Origin of the sequence: Sphingomonas cynarae, from assembly GCF_039537815.1 — a bacterium.
GTDB classification, from domain to species: Bacteria; Pseudomonadota; Alphaproteobacteria; order Sphingomonadales; family Sphingomonadaceae; genus Sphingomonas; species Sphingomonas cynarae.
This window is the reverse complement of record NZ_BAABBF010000005.1, coordinates 148,474-169,213: the sequence shown is the minus strand read 5'-3', so window position 1 is coordinate 169,213 and position 20,740 is coordinate 148,474. Positions and strand designations below refer to the sequence as shown.

Genomic DNA, 20,740 nt, shown 5'->3' with positions numbered 1-20,740 from the left:
TCAGCTTTTGACCACTGCCCGCCGCCCGAGAAAATTGGCTAGCGCGATATGGCGTTTTTCTGCGGTGTCGGCGTAAAGTGCCCGATCCGCTGGCCGCATGTGCAATGTTACGGTCTGCGGATCGATCGACAGCTTGGTGCGCGTCAATGGCCCCGCCAACCCGCCGCTCAGCCGCTGGCCAAACCGAATCGCCAGCCCCCACGCGATTGCCCGCCGCAAGCCGGTTTCGTCTGTCAGTCGCGGCAGGGGATCGGGAAACGCCAGCCCCCCGCCCAGGCAGGTGAACAACGTCTGGGCCAACTGCCCACGCTCGGAGGGATCGATCGCAACCCATTGGCCGTGCAAGGCGATCTCCAATCCTCGCTCCGCGCGGAACTCCGGATTGGCGCGCCAGCCCACGTCCGCCAACAGGCAGGCGGCATGGCGAACGCGAGACTCTGCCATCGGGTCGTTGGCGAACAACGGCGCGACCCAACGATCGAGCAGGTCGCCGTGCTCGGGAAACCGGCCTAGTACCCGGCCCTCGTCCCGCGTCGCCACAATCAGGGGATCGGCGGAACGGGTTTCCGCATCGAGCATCCCGAACATTAGCCCTTCGCGCAGGCCGAACGCCGAAACGATCGTCGTGCGACTGCCGAGTTGACGCAACAGCACGCCGAGGAGCGCAGCCGCGTCCGCAACCGTACCCGCGCGTGCCGTCGACAGACCGGGTATGCTCCGCAACTTCGGCTTGCCGAGATGCGGGATCGTCCGGCCCAACCGCCGCACCGTATCAGCGGTCATGGTGTACTGATGCGCGATCGGCAGCGGATAATCTGACAGGCCGATATCGATTCGCGCCAGCGCCCGCCAAGAGCCGCCGACCAGATAGAGCGGCAGACCGCTGCCGCGCCCCAGCCAGCCGGCCTGTTCCAGCAGTCGGCCGACCATTCGGTCCAGCGGCTTGCCACGTTTGCCTGCGATGCGCAGCACCCCGAGCGGGAACGACACGCGATCACCGACCCTGCCGTCCTTGATTCGCACAAGCTCGAGACTGCCGCCGCCAAGATCGCCAACGATGCCGTCCGCGTCGGGAATGCCCGACAAGACGCCCTCACCTGCGCCGATCGCTTCCTGCTCCCCCGACAGCAGTTCGATCGACAGGCCCAGCCGCTCTGCCCAGGCAATGAACTCCGGTCCATTGGCGGCATCCCGAACCGCCGCGGTGGCCACGGTCCGCAGTGAGGTGACCTCCATCTCCCGCGCGACGGCGGCAAAGCGCGCCAATGCAGTACGGGCGAGGGTAACTCCCGCTTCTGGCATCCGTCCGGTGGCGGCGAGGCCGCGACCGAGCCCAGCCATCACTTTTTCGTTGAACAACACCGCCGGAATTCGGGCCGGTCCTTGATAGACGACCAGACGGACGGAGTTGGAACCGATATCGATGATCCCGATCCGGGGCAGTCCTTCTGCCGGCTTGCGCCCGAACAGGTTGACGGCAAGGCTCATGGCGCCGCCCTGAGCGACAGCGTCGGTACCTTCTTCAGCGCGGCGCCACGACCAGATAGCGACGGATTGGTCATGAAGTAGCGGTGAAGATTGAACGGGCGCTCACCCGGCGTCACGCGGGTATATTCCCCATCAGGACCAAGCACCCAGCTCTGCTCGTCATCGAGCAACGTAGCGACCATCACCTGATCGAGGATCTGGTCATGAACGGTTGGATTGGTGATCGGCAGCATATACTCGACCCGCCGATCGAAATTGCGCGGCATCCAGTCCGCCGACGATATGTACACCCGCGCCCCGTCATTGGGCAGGCGCTTGCCCGATCCGAATGCCCAGATGCGGCTATGCTCCAGAAATCGGCCGATCACCGATTTGACCCGGACATTCTCGGAAAGACCCGGCACCTGCGGGCGCAAACAGCAAATGCCGCGGACGATCAGATCGACTTCGACGCCCGCCGCGCTCGCTTCGTACAATTTGTCGATGATGGCCGGGTCGACCAGACTGTTCATCTTGGCCCACATTCCAGCCGGACGGCCGGCGCGCGCGTGGCCGATCTCGGCGTCGATCAGTTCCACCAGTCGTGCCCGCAGATCGAGGGGCGACAGGCTGATGCAGTTCATGTCATGCGGCTCGACATAGCCGGTCACGAAATTGAACATTTGTGCGGCATCGCGTCCGATCAAAGGATCGGCCGTGAAGTAGCTGATATCGGTATATATCTTCGCGGTAACCGGATGGTAATTGCCGGTCCCGAAGTGGCAATAGGTGCGGAACTGGCCATTTTCCCGCCGCACGACCAGCGACACCTTGGCATGGGTTTTCCAGTCGATGAACCCATAGACGACCTGCACGCCAGCCCGCTCGAGTTGCGAGGCCCAGAGGAGATTTTGCTCCTCGTCGAAGCGTGCCTTCAGTTCGACGACGGCGGTGACCGACTTGCCCGCTTCCGCCGCCGCGACCAGCGCATTGATGACGGCGGACTGTTTGCCGGCGCGGTACAATGTCTGCTTGATCGCGATAACATCGGGGTCGGCGGCAGCCTGTTTCAGGAAGGCCAATACCACTTCGAACGTCTCGTAGGGGTGATGGACGACGATGTCCTTCGCTGCGATCGCCGCAAAGCAATCGCCATCAAACTCCCGGATTCGTTCCGGAAAGCGCGGCGTAAAGGGCAGAAACTTCAGGTCGGGACGATCTTCATCATACAACGAATCAAGGTCGGTGATGCCCAGCAACTGACCGCTTTCGGTGATGATCGTGCCGCTGGCGCCCAGCTCGGTCTTCAGGACTGCAGCCAGCGGATCGGGCATTCCCGTTTCAAGCTCCAGCCGGATGACCCGCCCACGACGACGACGCTTGATCGCATTCTTAAAGTAGCGGACAAGATCCTCAGCCTCTTCCTCGATCTCGATATCGCTGTCGCGCAACACCCGAAACGCCGCCGCCCCATGGACGATATAGCCGGGGAAGATCAGCGGCGCGAACCGCTTCACCATTGTTTCCACCGCGACGTACCGGGCGACCTCGCCCGGCAACCGTACGAACCGCGGCGTCGCCGCCGGCAGCATGACGAGTTCGCGGATCGGCTCCTTATCGGAAATCCGTTCCAAGTCGAAGATCACCGACAGCCCGCGATTTGGAATGAAGGGAAAGGGATGTGCGGGATCGAGCGCCTGCGGGGTCAGGATCGGGAATACCTGATCGCGGAAATGCTGTTCCAGCCACTCCTCGACATTGTCCTCGATCGCATCGCGCCGCAGCACCCACAGCCCTGTCTCGTCGAGCAACGTGCGTAGGTCAGCCCAGACCGCCTGCTGGCTTTCCATCAGGCGATCCGCCTCGGCGATGATCGCGCCAAGTTGCTGGCCGGGAGTCAGTCCATCGGCAGACCGACGATCGACCTCGTGCGCCTGCTGTCCCTTGAGCCCGGCGACACGAACCATGAAGAACTCGTCAAGGTTCGATCCGCAGATCGACAGGAACCGTAGCCGTTCGAGCAGCGGATGCGCGCTATTGCACGCCTCTTCCAGCACACGTCGGTTGAAGGCGAGCCAAGAGAGTTCGCGGTTGAAATATCGCTCTCCGTCGCCGGCTGGCGAGAGATCGTCTTCGGCCCGGTCTAGATGGGCGATATGCGCTGGGCGGGTCATGCGTCCTCGGCTTTACCGGGAATCAGCCCGGCCTGGATCAACGTGATACGAGCCAGGGGAATGGTCAGCCGACGATGGCGTTCCAGACTTCCCTGATCCAGCGCGTCTACCACGCGTTCGATGGCAAGATGACTACGCTCGATCCGCGCGACCAGCCACTCGATCAGATCGGACCTGGCATCCAGGCCGCGGCGAGCGAACAATCGATCGAGCAGCGCGATGGCGAGGGCATCGTCGGGCGGATGGAGTTCGCCATGAGGGCTGGCCGCCAACCGGGTCCGGAGGTCGGGCAGCGTCACCGACCAGATCGGCGGGGGTTGGTCCGCCACGATGACGAGCGGGCGACGCTCCTCCTGCGCGCGGTTCCAGAGATGAAACAGGTCGGTCTCGTCGACCCGCTCAGCATCGTCGACGATCATGCCACCGCTCTTTGCGGCAAAGATACGGGCAAGCAGGCTGCGGCCCGAACGGCGCGGACCGGTGAGAATCGCGGTGCGAACCGGCCAGTTACCCCAGCGTTCCAGCAACTGCACCGCCTGCGCGTTGGAGGGGGTGACCAGAAAGGCGTCGTCGCGGGGGTCGGCCGGCCAGCCGAGCGGCAGCGCCATCTGGCTCATCCGTCGGGTCCGGCCACCGGCACGGTCGTCGGACGGCTGATCCGAAGCGTCGTGCCCGAGCCCGCAACCTGATAGCCACGCGATTGCAGGTCGGCAACGAACCCTGCCGGATCGCCGGACAGTTCAACCCGCATCAACGACACGCCACCGAGCGCCAGACTGGTGGTCGCAGCACTGCGGACACCCGGCAAGGTGCGGATCAGGGCTTCGGTATTGGCGACACTCGATGCGCCGGGGGTATCGTATTGCAGGGTCACCGTCGCCGTGCTGGCAACGGGGTCGCTCAGTTCTGCAATGATCCCGTCGATCCCTTCTACTGCCACCGGAGTCGGCGTAGCGGTTGGATCAGGCGGGGGCGACAGCGCGATGTCGGGTGACAGCAACCCCTGCCGCAGCGCCTGTTGATACAATCCATCGAGCCGCATGACGCCGGCATCGAGCAATTGCGCCAGCCCCTGCGCACTGCCGACCCTGAGCGAGAAGCGACCGAGCAGCCGATTGTCTGGGCCATGGCGCGCCTCGAACTGGCCGATCACTGGACCATCCGGCCATTGCCGGTAGAGGCGCACCGACGGGATCAGGATGTCCGCCGCCCCATATTGGTCGATGATCGTCCGCCACCAGCCGCGCCCGGGCCGGTTGATCTGCCCGATCGTCAGCAGCAGCGGATCGATTCCCGCCCCGGTCGGCCGAATATAGTCGATGCTGGAATTGCCAGTGCGAAACCGGGCCCAAGCCAATTGCCAGTCGGAGCGCCGTTCCACGACCTGCCCGACCCCGGCAGACCATTGCACCGGCATCACCAGCATCGGTGGCGACCGATCGGTATTCGTCGCCACGCCGAGCAATGCCCCCGCGCGGTTGCGATCGAACAGCACACCCAGCCGCGCGACATAGCGTGTCGTGCCGATCTGCTCGTTCTCGACGACGATGCCCGAGACGAGTTGATCGAGCGTGCCATCCGACACCAACGTACCGCCACCACCCAGCCGCCGCGACAGTTGCACCCATGCCTTACGCTGCGCCAGCCGCCAGCCGCCATAGCGTGCAGCATCGGCGGTCTTGCCCGCGACGTCGACCGCGACACCGCTCACCTCGAACGCGCCGCCGCTGTCTACCGGCGCGACGCCGCGCCCCGATCCTTCGATCTGCGCAAGCGTGGCACTGCCCGCGATGAGCGCCACGGCGGCGAGGGAAACGAGAAGGGCGCGGCGCATGTTGATGTCTTTTGCAGAAGCGGGCGTGGAAATCCAAGCGCGATGTGGCTAGGCGCTCGGGAATGACCGATACGCAACCCTATACCTATGCCGATGCCGGCGTCTCGATCGCCGCGGGTAACGCGCTGGTCCGCGCCATCGCCCCACTGGCCCGTGCGACGCGGCGGCCCGGTGCGGATGCCGATCTGGGCGGCTTTGGCGGACTGTTCGACCTGAAGGCGGCCGGCTTCGTCGATCCCTTGCTGGTCGCGGCCAATGACGGTGTCGGCACCAAGCTCAAACTGGCGATCGAGTGGGACCGGCACGAGGGCGTCGGCATCGATCTGGTTGCCATGTGTGTCAACGACCTGATCGTGCAGGGCGCCGAGCCGTTGTTCTTCCTTGATTATTATGCCAGCGGCAAGCTGGAGGCAGGAATTGCCGAACGTGTGATCGCCTCGATCGCGGAGGGTTGTCGACAGGCGGGTTGCGCGCTGATCGGCGGCGAGACGGCGGAGATGCCGGGCATGTATGCACCGGGGGACTATGATCTCGCTGGCTTCTGCGTGGGTGCGGTGGAGCGGGAACGGCTGCTGACCGGCAGGACGATCGATCAGGGCGACGTGATTCTCGGCCTTGAATCGTCCGGGGTACATTCCAACGGTTTTTCGCTGGTACGTCGACTCGCGGTGGATCGTGGGTGGAAGCTCGATCGGCCGGCACTGTTCGATCAGGATCGGTTGCTGATCGACCATCTCATGGCACCGACCCGAATCTATGTGGCCAGCCTGTTGCCGCTGCTGCGTGAAGGTCGGATCAAGGGGCTGGCACATATCACTGGCGGTGGACTGCTGGAGAACATCCCGCGCGTTTTGCCCGATCATGTCCATGCGATGGTCGATGCCGATGCCTGGGAACAGCCGAGGCTGATGGCGTTCCTGCAGGCGCAAGGTGCAATCGACCCGGAGGAGATGGCACGTACCTTCAACTGTGGCATCGGCATGGCGGTGATCGTCGCAGCGGAGGAAGCGGACACAGTAGCCACCGCGCTGGCGTCGGCAGGCGAGACGGTCGCGACGATCGGCCGGATCGAGCGTGGCACGCGCGGCTGCACCGTCACCGGCTCGGTGGAAACATGGAGCGCCCGGCAGGGTTGGACCGCCACGCATGAGCAATGAAGCGGTCGCGATCCTGATCTCCGGCCGGGGATCGAACATGATCTCGTTGGTGAAACAGGCCAGTGGCTACCGTGTCGCGCTGGTCGCCTCGGACAAGCCGGAGGCGGCAGGACTGGTCTGGGCCGCTGCGCATGGGCTGGCGACATGGTCGCTGAGCCCGAAGGGAATCGGCAAGGCTGCCTATGAAGCCCGTCTCGACGCGGCATTGCACGAGGCTGGGATCGGTACGATCGCACTGGCCGGTTATATGCGGCTGCTGTCGGACGACTTCGTCGCGCGCTGGCGGGGGCGGATCGTCAACATCCATCCCTCGTTGTTGCCGCTCTACAAGGGACTCGACACCCACGCCCGTGCGATCGAGGCGGGCGATGCGGAGGCGGGTTGCTCGGTCCATGTCGTCACCGAGGAACTGGACGGAGGCAAGGTGCTCGGTCAGTCGCGCGTACCGATCCTGCCGAACGATGACGCTGACAAACTTGCCGCCCGCGTATTAGCCGCTGAACATGCCCTGTACCCTCGAATCCTATCGGAGTTCGTCATGACCCCCTTTGACCATGTGCGTGACGTGGCGCTGACGCTGCCCGAAACCGAAGAACTGATCGGTAAGTCCGTCTTCACGGTAGCGAGTGAGGCGTTCGTCAAATTCGATGGCGATGCAACTATGTTGGTGCGCAGCATCGAGGATGATGCAGCCGGTTCGACAAAATGGGTATCGATTGATCTCACCGGCGATATCGACTGGGCTGCGGTGGAAGACCGCATCGCCCGCAGCTGGGAACTGACGGCACCCGCGGATCTGCTGGAAGCGGGCGGACGATGAAGGAGACGTCGGACCAGCAGACCAGGCGGCGCTGGGTCACGTTGGCCGAGGTGCTGGCGGTGGCCGGCGTCGTTATCGCGGGGCTGACGCTGTACAACAGCTGGCAGGAGCGCCGTGACAGCGCCAGTACCAAGATCGAGGAACGCACCGCCGCCGCCCGGGATCGTACGCGATTCGAACTGCGCGGCGTGCCGGCGTCAGGGCATAGCTCGATCCTGCTGACCCGCGACGAGGCTCATCCACTCGGTGATGTTCGCATCAGCTTTCCCACCGCACTGGGCGTTGCGCCGCAGGATGCGGTAGGTCATACGATCGAAGCCGACTGGTTCGAACGCCCCTTGCGCGAGCAGACCGATGGCGGTGAGGACGACGTGACCGGGCGGTTGCCGGTGCTGGTCGATTATTCGTTTATGGCCGACGACAAGCCGATCGCCCGCCACGCGATCTACGACATCGTGTGGAAGACCGAAGGCCAGTTGCTGCGAGGCCGCCGGGTGACACTGATTGATTTCCGATTGCGGGAAGCTGGCGGCAGCCAGCGGCGAATCGATGCCCTGTGGGCGAGGGACAAACCGAAGCCGCCAGTGAAATAGCCGGGGATCAGAGCGATCTGGCGTAGACCAGATCGTCATGCCACGTCGCGCCGACCTTGAACCGGCGGGCTTCCGACACGGTGAAGCCCTGACGTTCGTAAAAAGTGCACGCGCGCTTGTTGCCAGCGAAAACACCCAGCAACATCCGGTTTGCACCCAACGCTCGTGCATCGCTGATCGCCTGCGCCATCAACATGGTGCCAAGACCGGTGCCGCGGCTCAGGTCCAGCGTATAGATGCGACGAAGTTCAATATCCCCGGATATGGTCTCGCCGACCTCGGCGGGCGTAGTCAGCACCGTGTAGCCGACCGGGGCCGCACCATCGGGATGCTCCGCCAGCATCACGACGCTGTAGGGATCATCACTCCAACGGACGAAATCGGCAGGTGAACTTTTGGCGGCCAGATGTGCAACGATATCCGTCGCCGCCAGCACGCCGGCAAAGGTTTCAAGAAAACTCGCCCCCGCGACGAGCGATACCATCGGCGCATCCACCGCGGTCGCCCGTCGCAAGGACCAGCGCATCAGCCGACGAGTTCTTCAGGCTTGAAGAAATAGGCGATCTCGATCGCTGCGTTCTCGTCCGAATCCGAGCCATGAACCGAGTTAGCCTCGATCGATTCGGCCAGTTCCTTGCGGATCGTGCCCGGCTCCGCATTGGCCGGGTTGGTTGCGCCCATGATGTCGCGATTGCGCTTCACGGCGTCTTCGCCTTCCAGCACCTGCACGACGACCGGTCCGGAGATCATGAAGGAAACGAGGTCGTTGAAGAAGGGACGCTCGCGGTGAACGCCATAGAACCCCTCGGCCTGCTCCTTGGTCATCTGGATGCGCTTGGAAGCGACGACGCGCAGGCCGGCTTCCTCCAGCATCTTGGTGACCGCACCGGTCAGGTTGCGGCGGGTGGCGTCGGGCTTGATAATCGAAAAGGTACGGTTCGCGGCCATGATGGTCACGGGCTCCTGAATTGAACGGGATGGGATGCGCGTCGCCCTAGTCGGGCGGGACCGATCTTGCAACGCCGGCGGGGAACCGCCGCCGTGAGGCCGCTTGTTCCCAGCGACCCGCATCGTTCTGCTTCCAGTAGCGTCGCTCGACCCCGTTGCGGTCGGCCAGTGCCTTCCATGCCAGCCGTGCCTCGCGGATGTTGTCGTCGTCGAAAAAGTGGAAAGCGCGATCGAAGGCCAAAGCCTCGTCGCGCCATACGCCATCGACCAGCGCGATATGACGAGCACCGTTCGCCGCCGCCACATCGGCAGTGATCAGGATCGGCTGGCGCTCGTCATCTCCGGCGCCCGCCTGGCCATGTGGAAGGAAACTGTCGGGCGCATAACTCCACAACAGCCGGTCGAGATGCCGCCTCTGCTCGTCCTGCGCCGCCACGATCAGCAATCGCGCGCCGGATGCCACCACCTTTTCGGCGATCTGCGGCAGCGCGCGATCGAGCGGGGTCAGGGAGAGGTGATAGAAGTCGACCTGCATGACCGAGGTGTAGCCGCTGGGATCGCGACCGTCACCCCGACTAAGCCAAGCCGTTCACCCTTCGAAATTGTCGGCGACGAACCGATCAAGCAACTTCACGCCGTAACCGGTAGCGCCCTTGTCCCACGTCGCGCTGGTCTTGTCCGACCACACCATGCCCGCGATATCGAGATGCGCCCATTTCACTCCCTCATCGACGAAGCGCTTGATGAACTGCGCAGCGGTGATCGACCCCGCACCGCGCGGACCGACATTCTTCATGTCGGCGATCGGCGAGTCGATCATCTTGTCATAGGTGTCGGACAGCGGGAAACGCCACAGCTTGTCACCCTCCGCGAGCCCCGCGGCGAGCAACTGGTCCGCCAGTGCATCGTCATTGGCGAACAGGCCGCCATATTCGTTGCCCAGGCTGACGATCATCGCCCCGGTCAGGGTTGCAAGATCGACGATCGTCTTCGGCCGGAACGTCTTCTGTGTCCAGGTGATGACGTCGGCCAGTACCAGCCGCCCCTCGGCATCGGTATTCAGCACCTCGATGGTCTGCCCGGACATGGAGGTAACGACATCACCAGGCCGGGTCGCCGCGCCATCGGGCATGTTCTCGACCAGCCCGCAGACGCCGACGACGTTCGCCTTCGCCTTACGGCCGGCGATCGCTTTCATTGCGCCAACCACCGCGCCGGCACCGCCCATGTCCCACTTCATGTCTTCCATGCCGGCAGCCGGCTTGATCGAGATGCCGCCGGTATCGAAGGTCACGCCCTTGCCGATCAGCGCCAGCGCGGGATCACCCTCACCCGCCCCCTGCCAGCGCAGGGCAAGTACGCGTGCCTCGCGCACGGAGCCAAGGCTGACCGCCAGCAGCGATCCCATCCCCAACTCACCCATAGCCGCCTCGTCCAGTACGGTGATCTCGAGGCCCAGGCCTTCCGTTTCAGCCCGCACTCGCTCGACGAAGCTTTCGGGATAGATGATGTTCGCCGGCTCCGCAACCAGCGTCCGGGTCAGTGCCAGTCCCTTGCTGACCGCTTCCTGCGGCGCCCATGCCGCGTCGATCCCTGACGGGGCGCCGGCAATCGCGACAGTCTTGAGGGTTGGTCGGGCGGTATCAGGCAGCTTGGTACGGTAGATGTCATGACGCCATGCTCGCTGGGTCGCGGCGGCGGCAAAGCGCGCAATCGCTACTGCTGTCGGCGTGGAGGCCAAGGCACCAAGATCAACCGTTGCTTCGATCGCGCCCGATGTGAGCAGCCTGGCGACCAGCGCACCGCCCGCCTTGGTCCAGTCACCCTCCGCACCGGCGCCGATCCCGACCAACAGCACGCGTCGCACGGTTTCGCCCGGTACAAACAGCTCTGCGCTCGTTCCCGCTTCTCCTGAAAAACGGGCAGCGGATGCCGCTGCCGTCGCAATCGGGGCACTACCTTCGCCCACCGAGGTCCAGATCGTGCGTGCCAGCCCGTCCTTGGCCACGGGCATGACGACGAGCGCGGCGTCGCGGGAAACAGCGGGGATGAAATTGATCTGCATGGCGTCCTCTATTTGCCCGATCCATCTAGGGCGCCGGACGCGAACGACAAGCACGGCGTTGCGGGCCGCGTCGCACGATGCGATAGGCGCGACTTCGAGCGGCCGTATCGGGGCGGGCGCGGACCATGAAGGGTCATCACCACGTGTCGCGTATCGGCCTGCCCTTCGGCTGCGCTCTTGCCATCGTCCTTGCCGCGCCCGCGCTGGCGCAGGATCTGGGCGACCGCCCCGTGCCGCCGCCTGCCCCGGCGGAAGCCGATGACGCACCATCGTCGGACGATCAGGTCCGGTTCAGCGCGGCGGCGCTGGAATATGATTACGAGGCCGATATCGTGACCGCGACCGGCGATGTGCGGATGGTACGGCAGGGTGAGCGACTGCGTGCGAACAAGGTCGTGTGGAATCGCAAGACCGGCAAGGTGGTGGCGACCGGCGACATCGCCGTCGCCAACCCGCAAGGCGACATCGCATATGGCGATCAGATAGAACTGACCGATTCGCTGAAGGACGGCGTGGTCGACAATATGCTGGTCGTACTGGAACAGGGCGGACGGCTGGCTGCGGTGCGCGGCACGCGGGAGGAGAACGGCACCGTCCGGCTGGACCGCGCCGCCTATAGCCCGTGTGCGGTCGAAACGGCGGCGGGATGCCCCAAGGAACCGAGTTGGAAGATCACGGCGATCCGCGTCACCTATCGCCCGGACCGGCAGCGGGTGTTCTACGACGGTGCGCGCATCAACCTGTTCGGTCTGCCGACGCTGCCCCTTCCCCGATTTTCCCACCCGGTGGGCGGAGGCAGCGACAGCGGACTGTTGAGCCCCAATGCGCAGTACAGCCGGGTCAACGGGCTGGAGCTGGCGCTCCCCTATTATATCCGTCTCGCGCCGAACCGTGGGCTGACGCTGACCCCGCACATCTATTCGGGCGTGTTGCCGATGGCGGACGTAGCCTACGAACAACTGAGCGAGACCGGCGCCTTCCGCCTGCGCGGCTACCTGACCGAAAGCCGACGCAGCGACGATCTGAACACGACTGATCTGGGCGACACCCAGCGCGCGTTGCGGGGCTACATCGATGGCACGCTGCGCTATCAGTTCACGCCCGAATGGAGTGCCAGCGCCTCGCTGCGCCTGACCACCGACCGGACCTTCCTGCGCCGCTACGGCATTTCGCGCGACGATCGGCTGCGCAACACCGCCAGCCTGCAACGCATCGGCACCAACAGCTACTTCGCGCTGACTGGTTGGGCGGTGCAAACGCTCCGGGTTAACGATGCGCAGGGTATGCAGCCGATCGCGCTGCCGGAAATCGACTGGCGTAACCGCTTTTCGGACGGACTGATCGGCGGCCGGTTCGATCTTCAGGTCAACACGCTCGCGCTCACCCGCCAGTCGGGACAGGATACCCAGCGGGCATTTGCCAGTTTGCGCTGGGACCTGCGTCGGCTGACCACCTGGGGCCAGGAAGTGACCTTCACCGCGTTCGCACGGGGAGATGCTTATAATGCACGGGACACGTTGGCGACCACGGTCGCCAGCTACCGCGGCGATGCCGGTTTCCAAGGGCGCGCGATCGGCGCGGTTGCCGTCGATATCCGATGGCCGTTCATCGGTCGGTTCGCCGGAGGGACGCAGCGGCTGACACCACGGTTCCAGGTCGTTGCCGCACCACGGATCAGGAATTTCTCAATTCCCAACGAGGATTCGCGCGCGGTCGATCTGGATGACGCCAACCTCTTCGCGCTCAACCGCTTTCCCGGATACGACCGGTTCGAGGATTCCACCCGCGCGACCTATGGCGCGCAGTGGGCGGTGGACCTGCCGGGCTTCTCGCTCGATGCGGTGGTGGGGCAGAGCTATCGTCTCACCCAGCGGGAATCGATCCTGCCGGATGGCACTGGCCTGTCCGATCGCTGGTCCGATTATGTCGGGCGCACGGAATTGCGGTTTCGCGACCTTGTGTCGGTCATCCACCGCTACCGTCTCGACAAGGATGGCTTCGCGGTCCGCCGCAACGAGGTGGATGCGACATTGGGATCGCGCAGCACCTATGCGCTGATCGGCTACCTGAAACTGAACCGGGACATCACCACGGTCGAGGATCTGCGCGACCGGGAGGAGGCACGCGTCGCCGGCCGGCTGCAGTTCGCCCGCTTCTGGTCCGTGTTCGGATCCGCGATCGTCGATCTGACCAATCGGGACGAGGACCCATTGTCGCTCGCCGATGGGTTCGATCCGATCCGCCATCGGCTGGGGGTGGAATATGAGGACGACTGCCTGCGCCTCGGCGTCTCCTGGCGGCGGGACTATCGGCAGATCGGCGACGCGCGAAAGGGGAACAACTTCCTTCTGACGCTGGCATTCACCAACCTCGGCCGCTAAGCGACGGTTCAGCATGATGCGGATAGGCGCGTCGGTTTATGCCGGTACGGCTGAGTGGGATCGGGTTTTACGTGAAGCATGATCGTCGACGGGCCATGACGGGCCGATTGCTGGGAATGGCGGCGCTGGTCGCGGTGGCAACCGCCGCCGTGGCGCAGCAGCCTGCGGTCACTGCACCCAACTCCGCAGAAAATCTGGATATTCCGGCCGATGCGCAGATTTTCGGCAAGTTTGATCCCGATGTCCGCAAGCCAACCGCGATCGTCAATGAAACGGTCATCACCGGCACCGACGTCGATCAGCGTGTTGGATTGATCCGTGCCGCGAATCCGCAGGTAGCTCAGCTGCCGCCCGCCGAACTCGATCGCCTGAAACTTCAGGTTCTCCGTCAGTTGATCGACGAGACATTGCAGATTCAGGAGGCGAAAAGCGCCGATATCATAATCACTGCGGACGAACTGAAGCAGAGCTACAACGGCGTAGCACGCAACTTTAACCGCACCCCCGCGCAGATGGCGGTCTATCTGCGCGAGTCGGGATCGTCTGATCGGTCGCTGCGTCGCCAGATCGAAGGCGAGCTGGCATGGCAGCGTTATCTGCGCCGCAAGGTCGAGCCCTTCGTCAACATCGGCGATGCCGAGGTGAAGGCAATTCTCGACCGGCTGGAGGCGTCGAAGGGCACCGAGGAGTTCAACCTTCGAGAGATTTATCTGTCCGCCAACGACGCGACGAAGGCACAGGTATTCGCTACCGCCAAGCAGTTGATCGCCGAAATTCAGAAAGGCCAGCAACCCTTCGGTTATTTCGCGCGGCAATATTCGGAAGCGTCGACCCGCGGGGTCGAAGGCGATCTGGGCTGGGTCCGCGCGGCGCAGCTTCCGGCAGAACTAGCCGCGGCAGCGCAGCAGATGCAGGTCGGACAGGTCGCGGGGCCGATCGAGATACCGGGCGGCTATTCAATCATCTACCTGACCGACAAACGGCAGGTGCTGACTGCCGACCCACGCGATGCGCGACTTAGTCTGAAACAGCTTACCCTGCCCTTCCCGCCCAAAATCACGCAGGCCGAGGCGTCCGCTCGTGCGGCGGCGTTCGGCAAGGCGATCAAGGAAATCCAGGGTTGCGGCACGGTCGAAAAGATCGCTGCATCGGTCAACGCGGAAGTCGTCGACAACGATACCGTTCGCGTTCGCGATCTGCCCCCACAACTGGCTGACATCATGCTTCAGCTTCAAATCGGCCAGTCGTCCCCGCCCTTCGGATCGGCCGAGCAAGGGGTGCGTGCGCTGGTGTTGTGTGGACGCGACGATCCCAAGACCGGCCAGCTTCCGTCGTCGGATCAGGTCGAGAACCAGTTGCAGCAGCAGCGGGTAAACCTGCGCGCACAACAGAAGCTGCGCGATCTGCGTCGCGACGCCGTGGTCGAATATCGCTGACGGGAGGGCGGCCGTCATGACGCTGCCGATTGCAGTATCCTTGGGCGATCCCGCCGGTATTGGGCCAGAGGTGACGGCCAAAGCATGGGATGCGCGGCATGCCCGCAGGCTCCCTCCCTTCTTCGCGGTGGGTGACGCCCGCTCGGTAGCGAGGGTGTGGCAAGGGCCGATAGCGGAAATATCCGATCCGCGCGCCGCCGCGGCGGTGTTCGGCGATGCGCTGCCGGTACTGACCGTGGAGGATGCCGGCGACATCGTACCGGGATCGCCCGATCTGGAAGGTGGCCGATGCGCCCTGCGTTCGCTGGAACTGGCGGTCGGCCTTGTCCGCACGGGTGCGGCAAGCGCGCTAGTCACCGGGCCGGTATCGAAGTCACAACTCTACGCAGTCGGCTTCACTCATCCGGGGCAGACCGAATTCGTCGCCGAGCGGTGTGGCATCGCCTATGAAAATGCGGTGATGCTGTTGGCCGGCCCCGATCTGCGCGTGGTGCCGATAACGACGCATGTGCCGCTGGCGGCGGTGCCAACGTTGCTGACGATTGATCTGATTGTGGCGAAAGCGCGCGCCACCGCACGCGGTTTGCAACGCAACTTCGGGATCGATCAGCCGCGCCTCGCGATCGCCGGACTCAACCCCCATGCAGGTGAGAACGGCGCGCTCGGTCGTGAAGAAATCGACGTGATCGAACCGGCCATCGCCCAACTGTTGGCCGAGGGACTGTCGGTAACAGGCCCGCATGCGGCCGACACGCTGTTCCATCCACGCGCACGAGCGAGATACGATGTCGCGCTGTGCCCCTATCATGATCAGGCGCTGGTACCGATCAAGACGCTGTTCTTCGACGATGGCGTCAACATGACCATGGGTTTGCCGATCGTGCGCACCTCACCCGATCATGGCACTGCATTCGGTATCGCGGGACGAAATATGGCTGAGCCCGGCGCAATGATTGCGGCGATCGTGATGGCGGCAGAGGCCGCAGCACGCCGTTCCATGTCATGAGCATCGACCTGCCGCCGCTGCGCGAGGTCATCGCCCGCTATGGCTTGAACGCATCGAAAGCACTCGGGCAGAATTTTCTGTTTGACGGTCAATTGCTGGCGCGCATCGCCGCCGTTCCTGGCGATCTGACCGATGCCGAGGTGCTGGAGGTCGGCCCCGGCCCCGGTGGCCTTACCCGTGCGCTGCTGGCAGCGGGCGCACGGGTCACCGCGATCGAGCGCGATCATCGGTGCATCCCAGCACTTGCGGAACTGGGCGACGCCTATCCCGGCAGACTGCGCGTCATCGAGGGCGACGCGCTGGCGATCGATGCCCCCGCCCTGTTCGAAGGCCGGCCGCATATCGTGTCGAACCTTCCCTATAACGTCGGCACCGCGCTGTTGATCGGCTGGCTGTCGGCAGACTGGCAGCCATGGTGGCGATCGCTGACCCTGATGTTTCAGCGCGAAGTCGCCGACCGAATCGTCGCAACCGCGAACGACGATGCCTACGGACGCCTCGCTATCCTTTCACAGTGGCGCAGTGCCGCCCGTATCGCGATGCCGGTTCACCGCTCTGCCTTCACGCCGCCACCCAAAGTGATGTCGGCGGTCGTGCATTTTGTACCTACCGACCCTCCTGTCGGGGTTCGCCTGCCGGTACTGGAACGGCTGACCGCCGCCGCCTTCGGCCAGCGGCGTAAGATGCTGCGGCAAAGCCTGAAGGGTGTGGCCGGCGCGGGGGATGCGATGGAAATGCTGGGAATCGAACAGACCCGCCGGGCGGAAACCGTCACGATCGACGAGTTCGTCGCATTGGCGCGGACGATGGATCGATCCGGTCATGGATCAGAAGCCCGATAAGCCTATTGCTTCGCCGCCGTGACCTGTGGTGCCACCTGCGCGGTGGTGACCGGCGGCCCCTTGGCGATCGTCGCCGCCAGACTGGTTGCTTCCGGACAATTGCCCCGGCAAAGCGTCTTCAGCCGCGCAAGATTCTCTTTCGCGCGCACTACCGCGCCCTTTGCGACCAGTGCCTCACCCTGCCCCTTTAGCGCGATTCGATCCGCTGGCTCCAGCAGCAGCGCCTCACGATACAGGCGGATTGCCTTGCCCGGCAGGCCTCGCTGGCTTGCCACTTCGGCCATCACGATGAACGCGGCGCGATTGCGCGGATCAAGTGCGATCGCCGTCTCCAGCGTATCGGTCGCGCCGTCGAGGTTGCCCGCCGACCGCTGTGCCTTGCCCTGTGCCAGCCACTGCAGGGACCGTGGATCGATCTGGTCGTCGGGCCGCTGCCCCTGCAACGCGGTTGTAATGCTGACGGTCGCCAGCGCGGCAGCGATGGCGACGGACGAAAAACGCATGATCGTCTCCAGACGGGGCACAACGTCAGTCGGTTAGCATGGGGCGATCAGCCGCGCGACGAAAAAGCCGTCGGTACCGGCACTGGCCGGATCAAGCCTGATGCCACCGCCATGCACCTGCCCGGCGGGCAGCGTCAGCACGTCGATCGCCCAGCCGGGACGATCCGCCAGAAAACGATTGACCTGATCGCGGCCTTCCGCATCCAGCAACGAACAGACGATGTAGACGAGTTTCCCGCCCGGCCGCACCAGTGATGCCCCCAGAGCCAAAACGTACGCCTGCGTTTCGACCAGCCGGTCCAGCCGCGTCGGATCGAGCCGCCAGCGCGCTTCCGGATTGCGACGCCAGGTGCCGGTGCCCGAGCAAGGCGCATCGACCAGCACGCCGTCCGCCCGCGCCACCCAGTCGGCCAGCGCCACGGCCTCACGGCCGGGATCGAGCAGTTTCGTCTCGATGATCGTCGCACCCGCCCGCTCCGCACGAGGACGCAGACGCGATAGTCGCGCACGATCGGTGTCGCAGGCGAGCAGCGTACCGCGGTTGTCCATCCGTGCCGCCAGCGCCAAAGTCTTGCCGCCCGCACCCGCGCATAGATCGACGATCACGTCACCCGGCGCGGCCGGTAGCGCAAGACCGACAACCTGACTGCCCTCGTCCTGCACTTCTATCGCGCCATCGCGCCATGCAGGCAGCGTCTCGATGTTGGTACCGCTGGGCAACCGCCAGCCATTGGGGGCGGCCGGCAATGGTGTCGCTTCGGGCAGGTCAGGTGCCGGCTTTAACGAGTTGACCCGAACGTCGAGCGGTGCGCGTTCGACCAAAGCCGGGAGCGCCGCCACCGGAACACCCGAGGCCGTCAGCGCCTCGACCAGCCATGCCGGCGCGATGCCAGCCTCCGCCCGGGCTTCGTGCTGGCCGATGGGCACGGGACCGTGCGGCGATCCGTCGAAGCCCGCTGCGACCGCCGGATCGCGGTCGGCCAGCGCCAACATCGCCGCGCGGCCGCTGGCCGGTGGTTCACCTGCCAGTCGGATCGCGGCATAGACAAGCTCCCGCACTGCACGCCGATCCTTCGATCCGGCATAGCGACGGGTCCCGAAATAGCGGGCGATCAGCGTATCGGCTGCCGCACCACCCTCACGGGCGGCGTTGACGATGCCGTCGAGCAGTTCGATCGCCGCCTCGACCCGGGCGCCGGGTGTCATCCGCCGCGCGTCGGATAGTTGGGGGCCTCGCGCGTGATCGTCACGTCATGGACGTGGCTTTCCTTGAGGCCGGCACCGGTAATCTGCACGAACTGCGCCTTTCGCTGGAGATCGCGGATCGTCGCCGCGCCGGTATAGCCCATTGCGGCCTTCACGCCGCCGACGAGTTGATGGATCACGTCGCGCGCAGGTCCCTTGAAGGCGACCTGCCCTTCGATCCCCTCGGGCACCAGCTTCATCTGGTCCTTGATGTCACCCTGAAAATAGCGATCCGCCGAACCCCGGCCCATCGCACCCACCGATCCCATGCCACGATAGGATTTATAGGCGCGCCCCTGATACAGGAACGTCTCGCCTGGCGCTTCCTCGGTTCCCGCAAGCAGCGATCCCACCATGCAAGCGGATGCACCCGCCGCCAATGCCTTGGCGAGATCGCCGGAGGTGCGCAGGCCGCCATCGGCGATCACCGGAACACCCGCCTTTGCGCCGGCTTCCGCGCAATCCATTACCGCCGTCAACTGCGGCACGCCCACGCCCGCAACGATGCGCGTCGTGCAGATGGAGCCGGGACCGATACCGACCTTCACCCCGTCCGCCCCGGCATCGATCAGCGCCTGTGTCGCGGCACCGGTGGCGACGTTGCCGGCGATCACCTGTACCGAGCCGGACAGCTTCTTGACCCGGGCGACCGCGGCGGCGACTTCCGCATTATGGCCGTGCGCAGTGTCGATGATGATCAGGTCGACCTCCGCATCGACCAGCGCTTCCGTCCGCGCGAACCCCTTGTCGCCGACCGTGGTTGCCGCAGCGACGCGCAGACGACCGGTGCCGTCTTTGGTTGCGTCGGGATGGATCGCCGCCTTCTCTATATCCTTGACAGTGATAAGGCCGACGCAACGATAGGCTTCGTCCACTACCAACAGCTTTTCGATGCGCCGCTGATGAAGCAGACGGCGCGCTTCCTCCTGACCTACATCGGTCGAGACGGTGGCGAGGTTCTCATGCGTCATCAATTCGCTGACCGGCTGTCTCGGGTTACCGGCAAAGCGCACGTCGCGGTTGGTGAGGATGCCGACGAGCCGCCCGTCCGCCTCAACCACCGGAATGCCGCTGATCCGGTGCTGGGCCATCAGCCCCTGCGCCGCCGCCAGCGTCGCGGTGGGGGCGATGGTGATCGGGTTGACGACCATCCCGCTTTCGAAGCGCTTTACCTGTCGTACCGCAGCAACCTGTTCGGCCACGGTCAGGTTGCGATGAAGCACGCCGATACCGCCCAGCTGCGCCATCACGATCGCCATGTCCGCTTCGGTCACGGTGTCCATCGCGGCGGACAGCACGGGGATGTTGAGTGCGATACCCTTGGTCACCTGGGTTCGGGTATCGGCCTGGCTGGGCAATACCGACGAGGCCGCGGGGACGAGCAGGACGTCGTCGAAGGTCAGGCCGAGGCGGATATTCATGGGGTGTGCCGAATCCTGCATGAAGGGCAAGTGGCGGGCCATGTAACCAAGATGACGCCGTTGCGCCAGAGGGCGGTTGGTGCGGGGACGACAGCCGGGCGGTGATGATGGACGGGGGCTTGCGCATGGCGGGATGCGCGATAGGAAACGACGGACAGATCGCGTCTTCTATCGCGGCGCAGAGGATGCCTCGTCCAGCCACGAGGAACCGGTATTGCAGCCACGCGAAGACTCCCTGCCGCTCGGTAGACCGCACAGCGTGGCGGAAGATGCCTATGCGCTGGCGATCGGGTGCATTTTGCTGGTCGTGGGATTGGTGTTCCTGAAGGCCGCCGGACTGGTGACCGGGGGCATTGCCGGTATCGCGCTGCTGATGTCCTACCTGGTGCCGTTACCGGCGGGTGTACTGTTCACGATCATCAATATTCCCTTCATCGCCTTCGCCCACCGGGCGATGGGCAGCCGGTTCGCGATCAAGACGATGCTGGTCAATCTGGGCATTGCCGCCTTTTCTGGCGTCACGCGCGTATCGATCCACGTCATCGACGTGCATCCCGCGTTCGCGGCGATCGTCGGCGGAACGGTGATCGGCATGGGCATATTGTGCCTGGCGCGACATCAGGCCGGCGTGGGCGGTACCGGCGTCGTCACCTTATGGTTGCAGCGTACCCGCGGGTGGAATGCCGGTAGGACGCAGATCGCGATCGACGTGCTGATCCTTGCTGCGGCGATCCCTGTCGTCAGCGGCCCCCAACTCGGCTGGTCGATCCTGAGTGCGGTGGCGATCAGCCTGATCCTGATCGCGTGGCATCGGCCGGGACGGTATATCGGGCATTGACGGGGCGTTC

19 protein-coding genes are annotated in these 20,740 nt (G+C 64.6%); 8 read left to right on the top strand and 11 right to left on the bottom strand.

Going from position 1 to position 20,740, the window contains the following annotated elements; all coding sequences use genetic code 11:
• Genes ABD719_RS11925 through ABD719_RS11910 form a run of 4 tightly spaced genes read right to left on the bottom strand, consistent with a single transcriptional unit; the run spans window position 1 to window position 5,475 of the window.
• A complete protein-coding gene (locus ABD719_RS11925; protein WP_344693599.1) occupies window positions 1-1,488 on the bottom strand; it encodes a Ppx/GppA phosphatase family protein in 1,488 nt (495 codons plus the stop codon).
• Entirely contained in the window at window positions 1,485-3,641 is a 2,157-nt protein-coding gene (locus ABD719_RS11920) for an RNA degradosome polyphosphate kinase (RefSeq protein ID WP_344693598.1), read from the bottom strand. The genes ABD719_RS11925 and ABD719_RS11920 overlap by 4 nt, the downstream gene beginning before the upstream one ends.
• A complete protein-coding gene (locus ABD719_RS11915) occupies window positions 3,638-4,258 on the bottom strand; it encodes an HdaA/DnaA family protein (RefSeq protein WP_344693597.1) in 621 nt (206 codons plus the stop codon). Before ABD719_RS11915 ends, ABD719_RS11920 begins: the two co-directional genes overlap by 4 nt.
• Window positions 4,255-5,475: a heavy-metal-associated domain-containing protein gene (locus ABD719_RS11910; RefSeq protein WP_344693596.1), complete on the bottom strand. Its 1,221-nt coding sequence runs from the start codon at window positions 5,473-5,475 to the stop codon at window positions 4,255-4,257. The genes ABD719_RS11915 and ABD719_RS11910 overlap by 4 nt, the downstream gene beginning before the upstream one ends.
• 62 nt (window positions 5,476-5,537) lie before the next feature.
• Here ABD719_RS11910 and purM point away from each other — a divergent pair, with 62 nt between their 5' ends.
• From purM to ABD719_RS11895, 3 genes are read left to right on the top strand one after another with little or no spacing between them, the layout of a single operon-like run.
• Window positions 5,538-6,632 (top strand): phosphoribosylformylglycinamidine cyclo-ligase, encoded by a 1,095-nt coding sequence (gene purM, locus ABD719_RS11905; protein ID WP_344693595.1) that lies wholly within the window; start codon window positions 5,538-5,540, stop codon window positions 6,630-6,632.
• Window positions 6,622-7,452 (top strand): phosphoribosylglycinamide formyltransferase, encoded by an 831-nt coding sequence (gene purN / locus ABD719_RS11900; protein ID WP_344693594.1) that lies wholly within the window; start codon window positions 6,622-6,624, stop codon window positions 7,450-7,452. The genes purM and purN overlap by 11 nt, the downstream gene beginning before the upstream one ends.
• On the top strand, window positions 7,449-8,045 hold the full coding sequence (locus ABD719_RS11895; RefSeq protein WP_344693593.1) for a hypothetical protein: 597 nt from the start codon (window positions 7,449-7,451) through the stop codon (window positions 8,043-8,045). The genes purN and ABD719_RS11895 overlap by 4 nt, the downstream gene beginning before the upstream one ends.
• A 7-nt stretch (window positions 8,046-8,052) precedes the next feature.
• Here the strand turns inward: ABD719_RS11895 and ABD719_RS11890 are convergent, their stop codons facing one another.
• Genes ABD719_RS11890 through ABD719_RS11875 form a run of 4 tightly spaced genes read right to left on the bottom strand, consistent with a single transcriptional unit; the run spans window position 8,053 to window position 11,058 of the window.
• Complete coding sequence (locus ABD719_RS11890) at window positions 8,053-8,529, bottom strand: GNAT family N-acetyltransferase (protein ID WP_344693592.1); 477 nt, start codon at window positions 8,527-8,529, stop codon at window positions 8,053-8,055.
• Window positions 8,530-8,570: 41 nt separating this feature from the next.
• On the bottom strand, window positions 8,571-8,993 hold the full coding sequence (ndk, locus tag ABD719_RS11885) for a nucleoside-diphosphate kinase (RefSeq protein WP_344693807.1): 423 nt from the start codon (window positions 8,991-8,993) through the stop codon (window positions 8,571-8,573).
• Between the two features lie 46 nt (window positions 8,994-9,039).
• A complete protein-coding gene (locus ABD719_RS11880) occupies window positions 9,040-9,528 on the bottom strand; it encodes a DNA polymerase III subunit chi (protein ID WP_344693591.1) in 489 nt (162 codons plus the stop codon).
• Window positions 9,529-9,582: 54 nt separating this feature from the next.
• Window positions 9,583-11,058: a leucyl aminopeptidase gene (locus ABD719_RS11875; protein WP_344693590.1), complete on the bottom strand. Its 1,476-nt coding sequence runs from the start codon at window positions 11,056-11,058 to the stop codon at window positions 9,583-9,585.
• A 125-nt stretch (window positions 11,059-11,183) separates the two neighbouring features.
• On the opposite strand from ABD719_RS11875, the gene ABD719_RS11870 reads away from it, so the two are divergent.
• The 4 genes from ABD719_RS11870 to rsmA all read left to right on the top strand — a co-directional run bounded on the left by ABD719_RS11870 (window position 11,184) and on the right by rsmA (window position 16,723).
• Window positions 11,184-13,439, top strand: coding sequence for an LPS-assembly protein LptD (locus ABD719_RS11870; RefSeq protein ID WP_344693589.1), 2,256 nt, complete (start codon window positions 11,184-11,186; stop codon window positions 13,437-13,439).
• 95 nt (window positions 13,440-13,534) lie between these two features.
• The gene (locus ABD719_RS11865) at window positions 13,535-14,875 is read left to right on the top strand and encodes a peptidylprolyl isomerase (protein ID WP_344693588.1); all 1,341 of its coding nucleotides are present in this window, start codon (window positions 13,535-13,537) and stop codon (window positions 14,873-14,875) included.
• Between the two features lie 16 nt (window positions 14,876-14,891).
• Window positions 14,892-15,881 carry a 4-hydroxythreonine-4-phosphate dehydrogenase PdxA gene (pdxA, locus tag ABD719_RS11860; RefSeq protein WP_344693587.1) on the top strand — a complete coding sequence of 330 codons (990 nt, stop codon included), beginning with the start codon at window positions 14,892-14,894 and terminating at the stop codon, window positions 15,879-15,881.
• A complete protein-coding gene (rsmA, locus tag ABD719_RS11855) occupies window positions 15,878-16,723 on the top strand; it encodes a 16S rRNA (adenine(1518)-N(6)/adenine(1519)-N(6))-dimethyltransferase RsmA (RefSeq protein WP_344693586.1) in 846 nt (281 codons plus the stop codon). Before pdxA ends, rsmA begins: the two co-directional genes overlap by 4 nt.
• Window positions 16,724-16,725: 2 nt before the next feature.
• Here the strand turns inward: rsmA and ABD719_RS11850 are convergent, their stop codons facing one another.
• The 3 genes from ABD719_RS11850 to guaB are packed head-to-tail and all read right to left on the bottom strand — an operon-like array spanning window position 16,726 to window position 19,892.
• Entirely contained in the window at window positions 16,726-17,226 is a 501-nt protein-coding gene (locus tag ABD719_RS11850; protein WP_344693585.1) for a tetratricopeptide repeat protein, read from the bottom strand.
• Window positions 17,227-17,259: 33 nt separating this feature from the next.
• Window positions 17,260-18,432, bottom strand: coding sequence for an RsmB/NOP family class I SAM-dependent RNA methyltransferase (locus ABD719_RS11845; RefSeq protein ID WP_344693584.1), 1,173 nt, complete (start codon window positions 18,430-18,432; stop codon window positions 17,260-17,262).
• The gene (guaB, locus tag ABD719_RS11840) at window positions 18,429-19,892 is read right to left on the bottom strand and encodes an IMP dehydrogenase (RefSeq protein WP_344693583.1); all 1,464 of its coding nucleotides are present in this window, start codon (window positions 19,890-19,892) and stop codon (window positions 18,429-18,431) included. Before guaB ends, ABD719_RS11845 begins: the two co-directional genes overlap by 4 nt.
• 133 nt (window positions 19,893-20,025) lie before the next feature.
• Here guaB and ABD719_RS11835 point away from each other — a divergent pair, with 133 nt between their 5' ends.
• Window positions 20,026-20,730 carry a YitT family protein gene (locus ABD719_RS11835; RefSeq protein WP_344693582.1) on the top strand — a complete coding sequence of 235 codons (705 nt, stop codon included), beginning with the start codon at window positions 20,026-20,028 and terminating at the stop codon, window positions 20,728-20,730.
• Window positions 20,731-20,740: the final 10 nt, after the last annotated feature.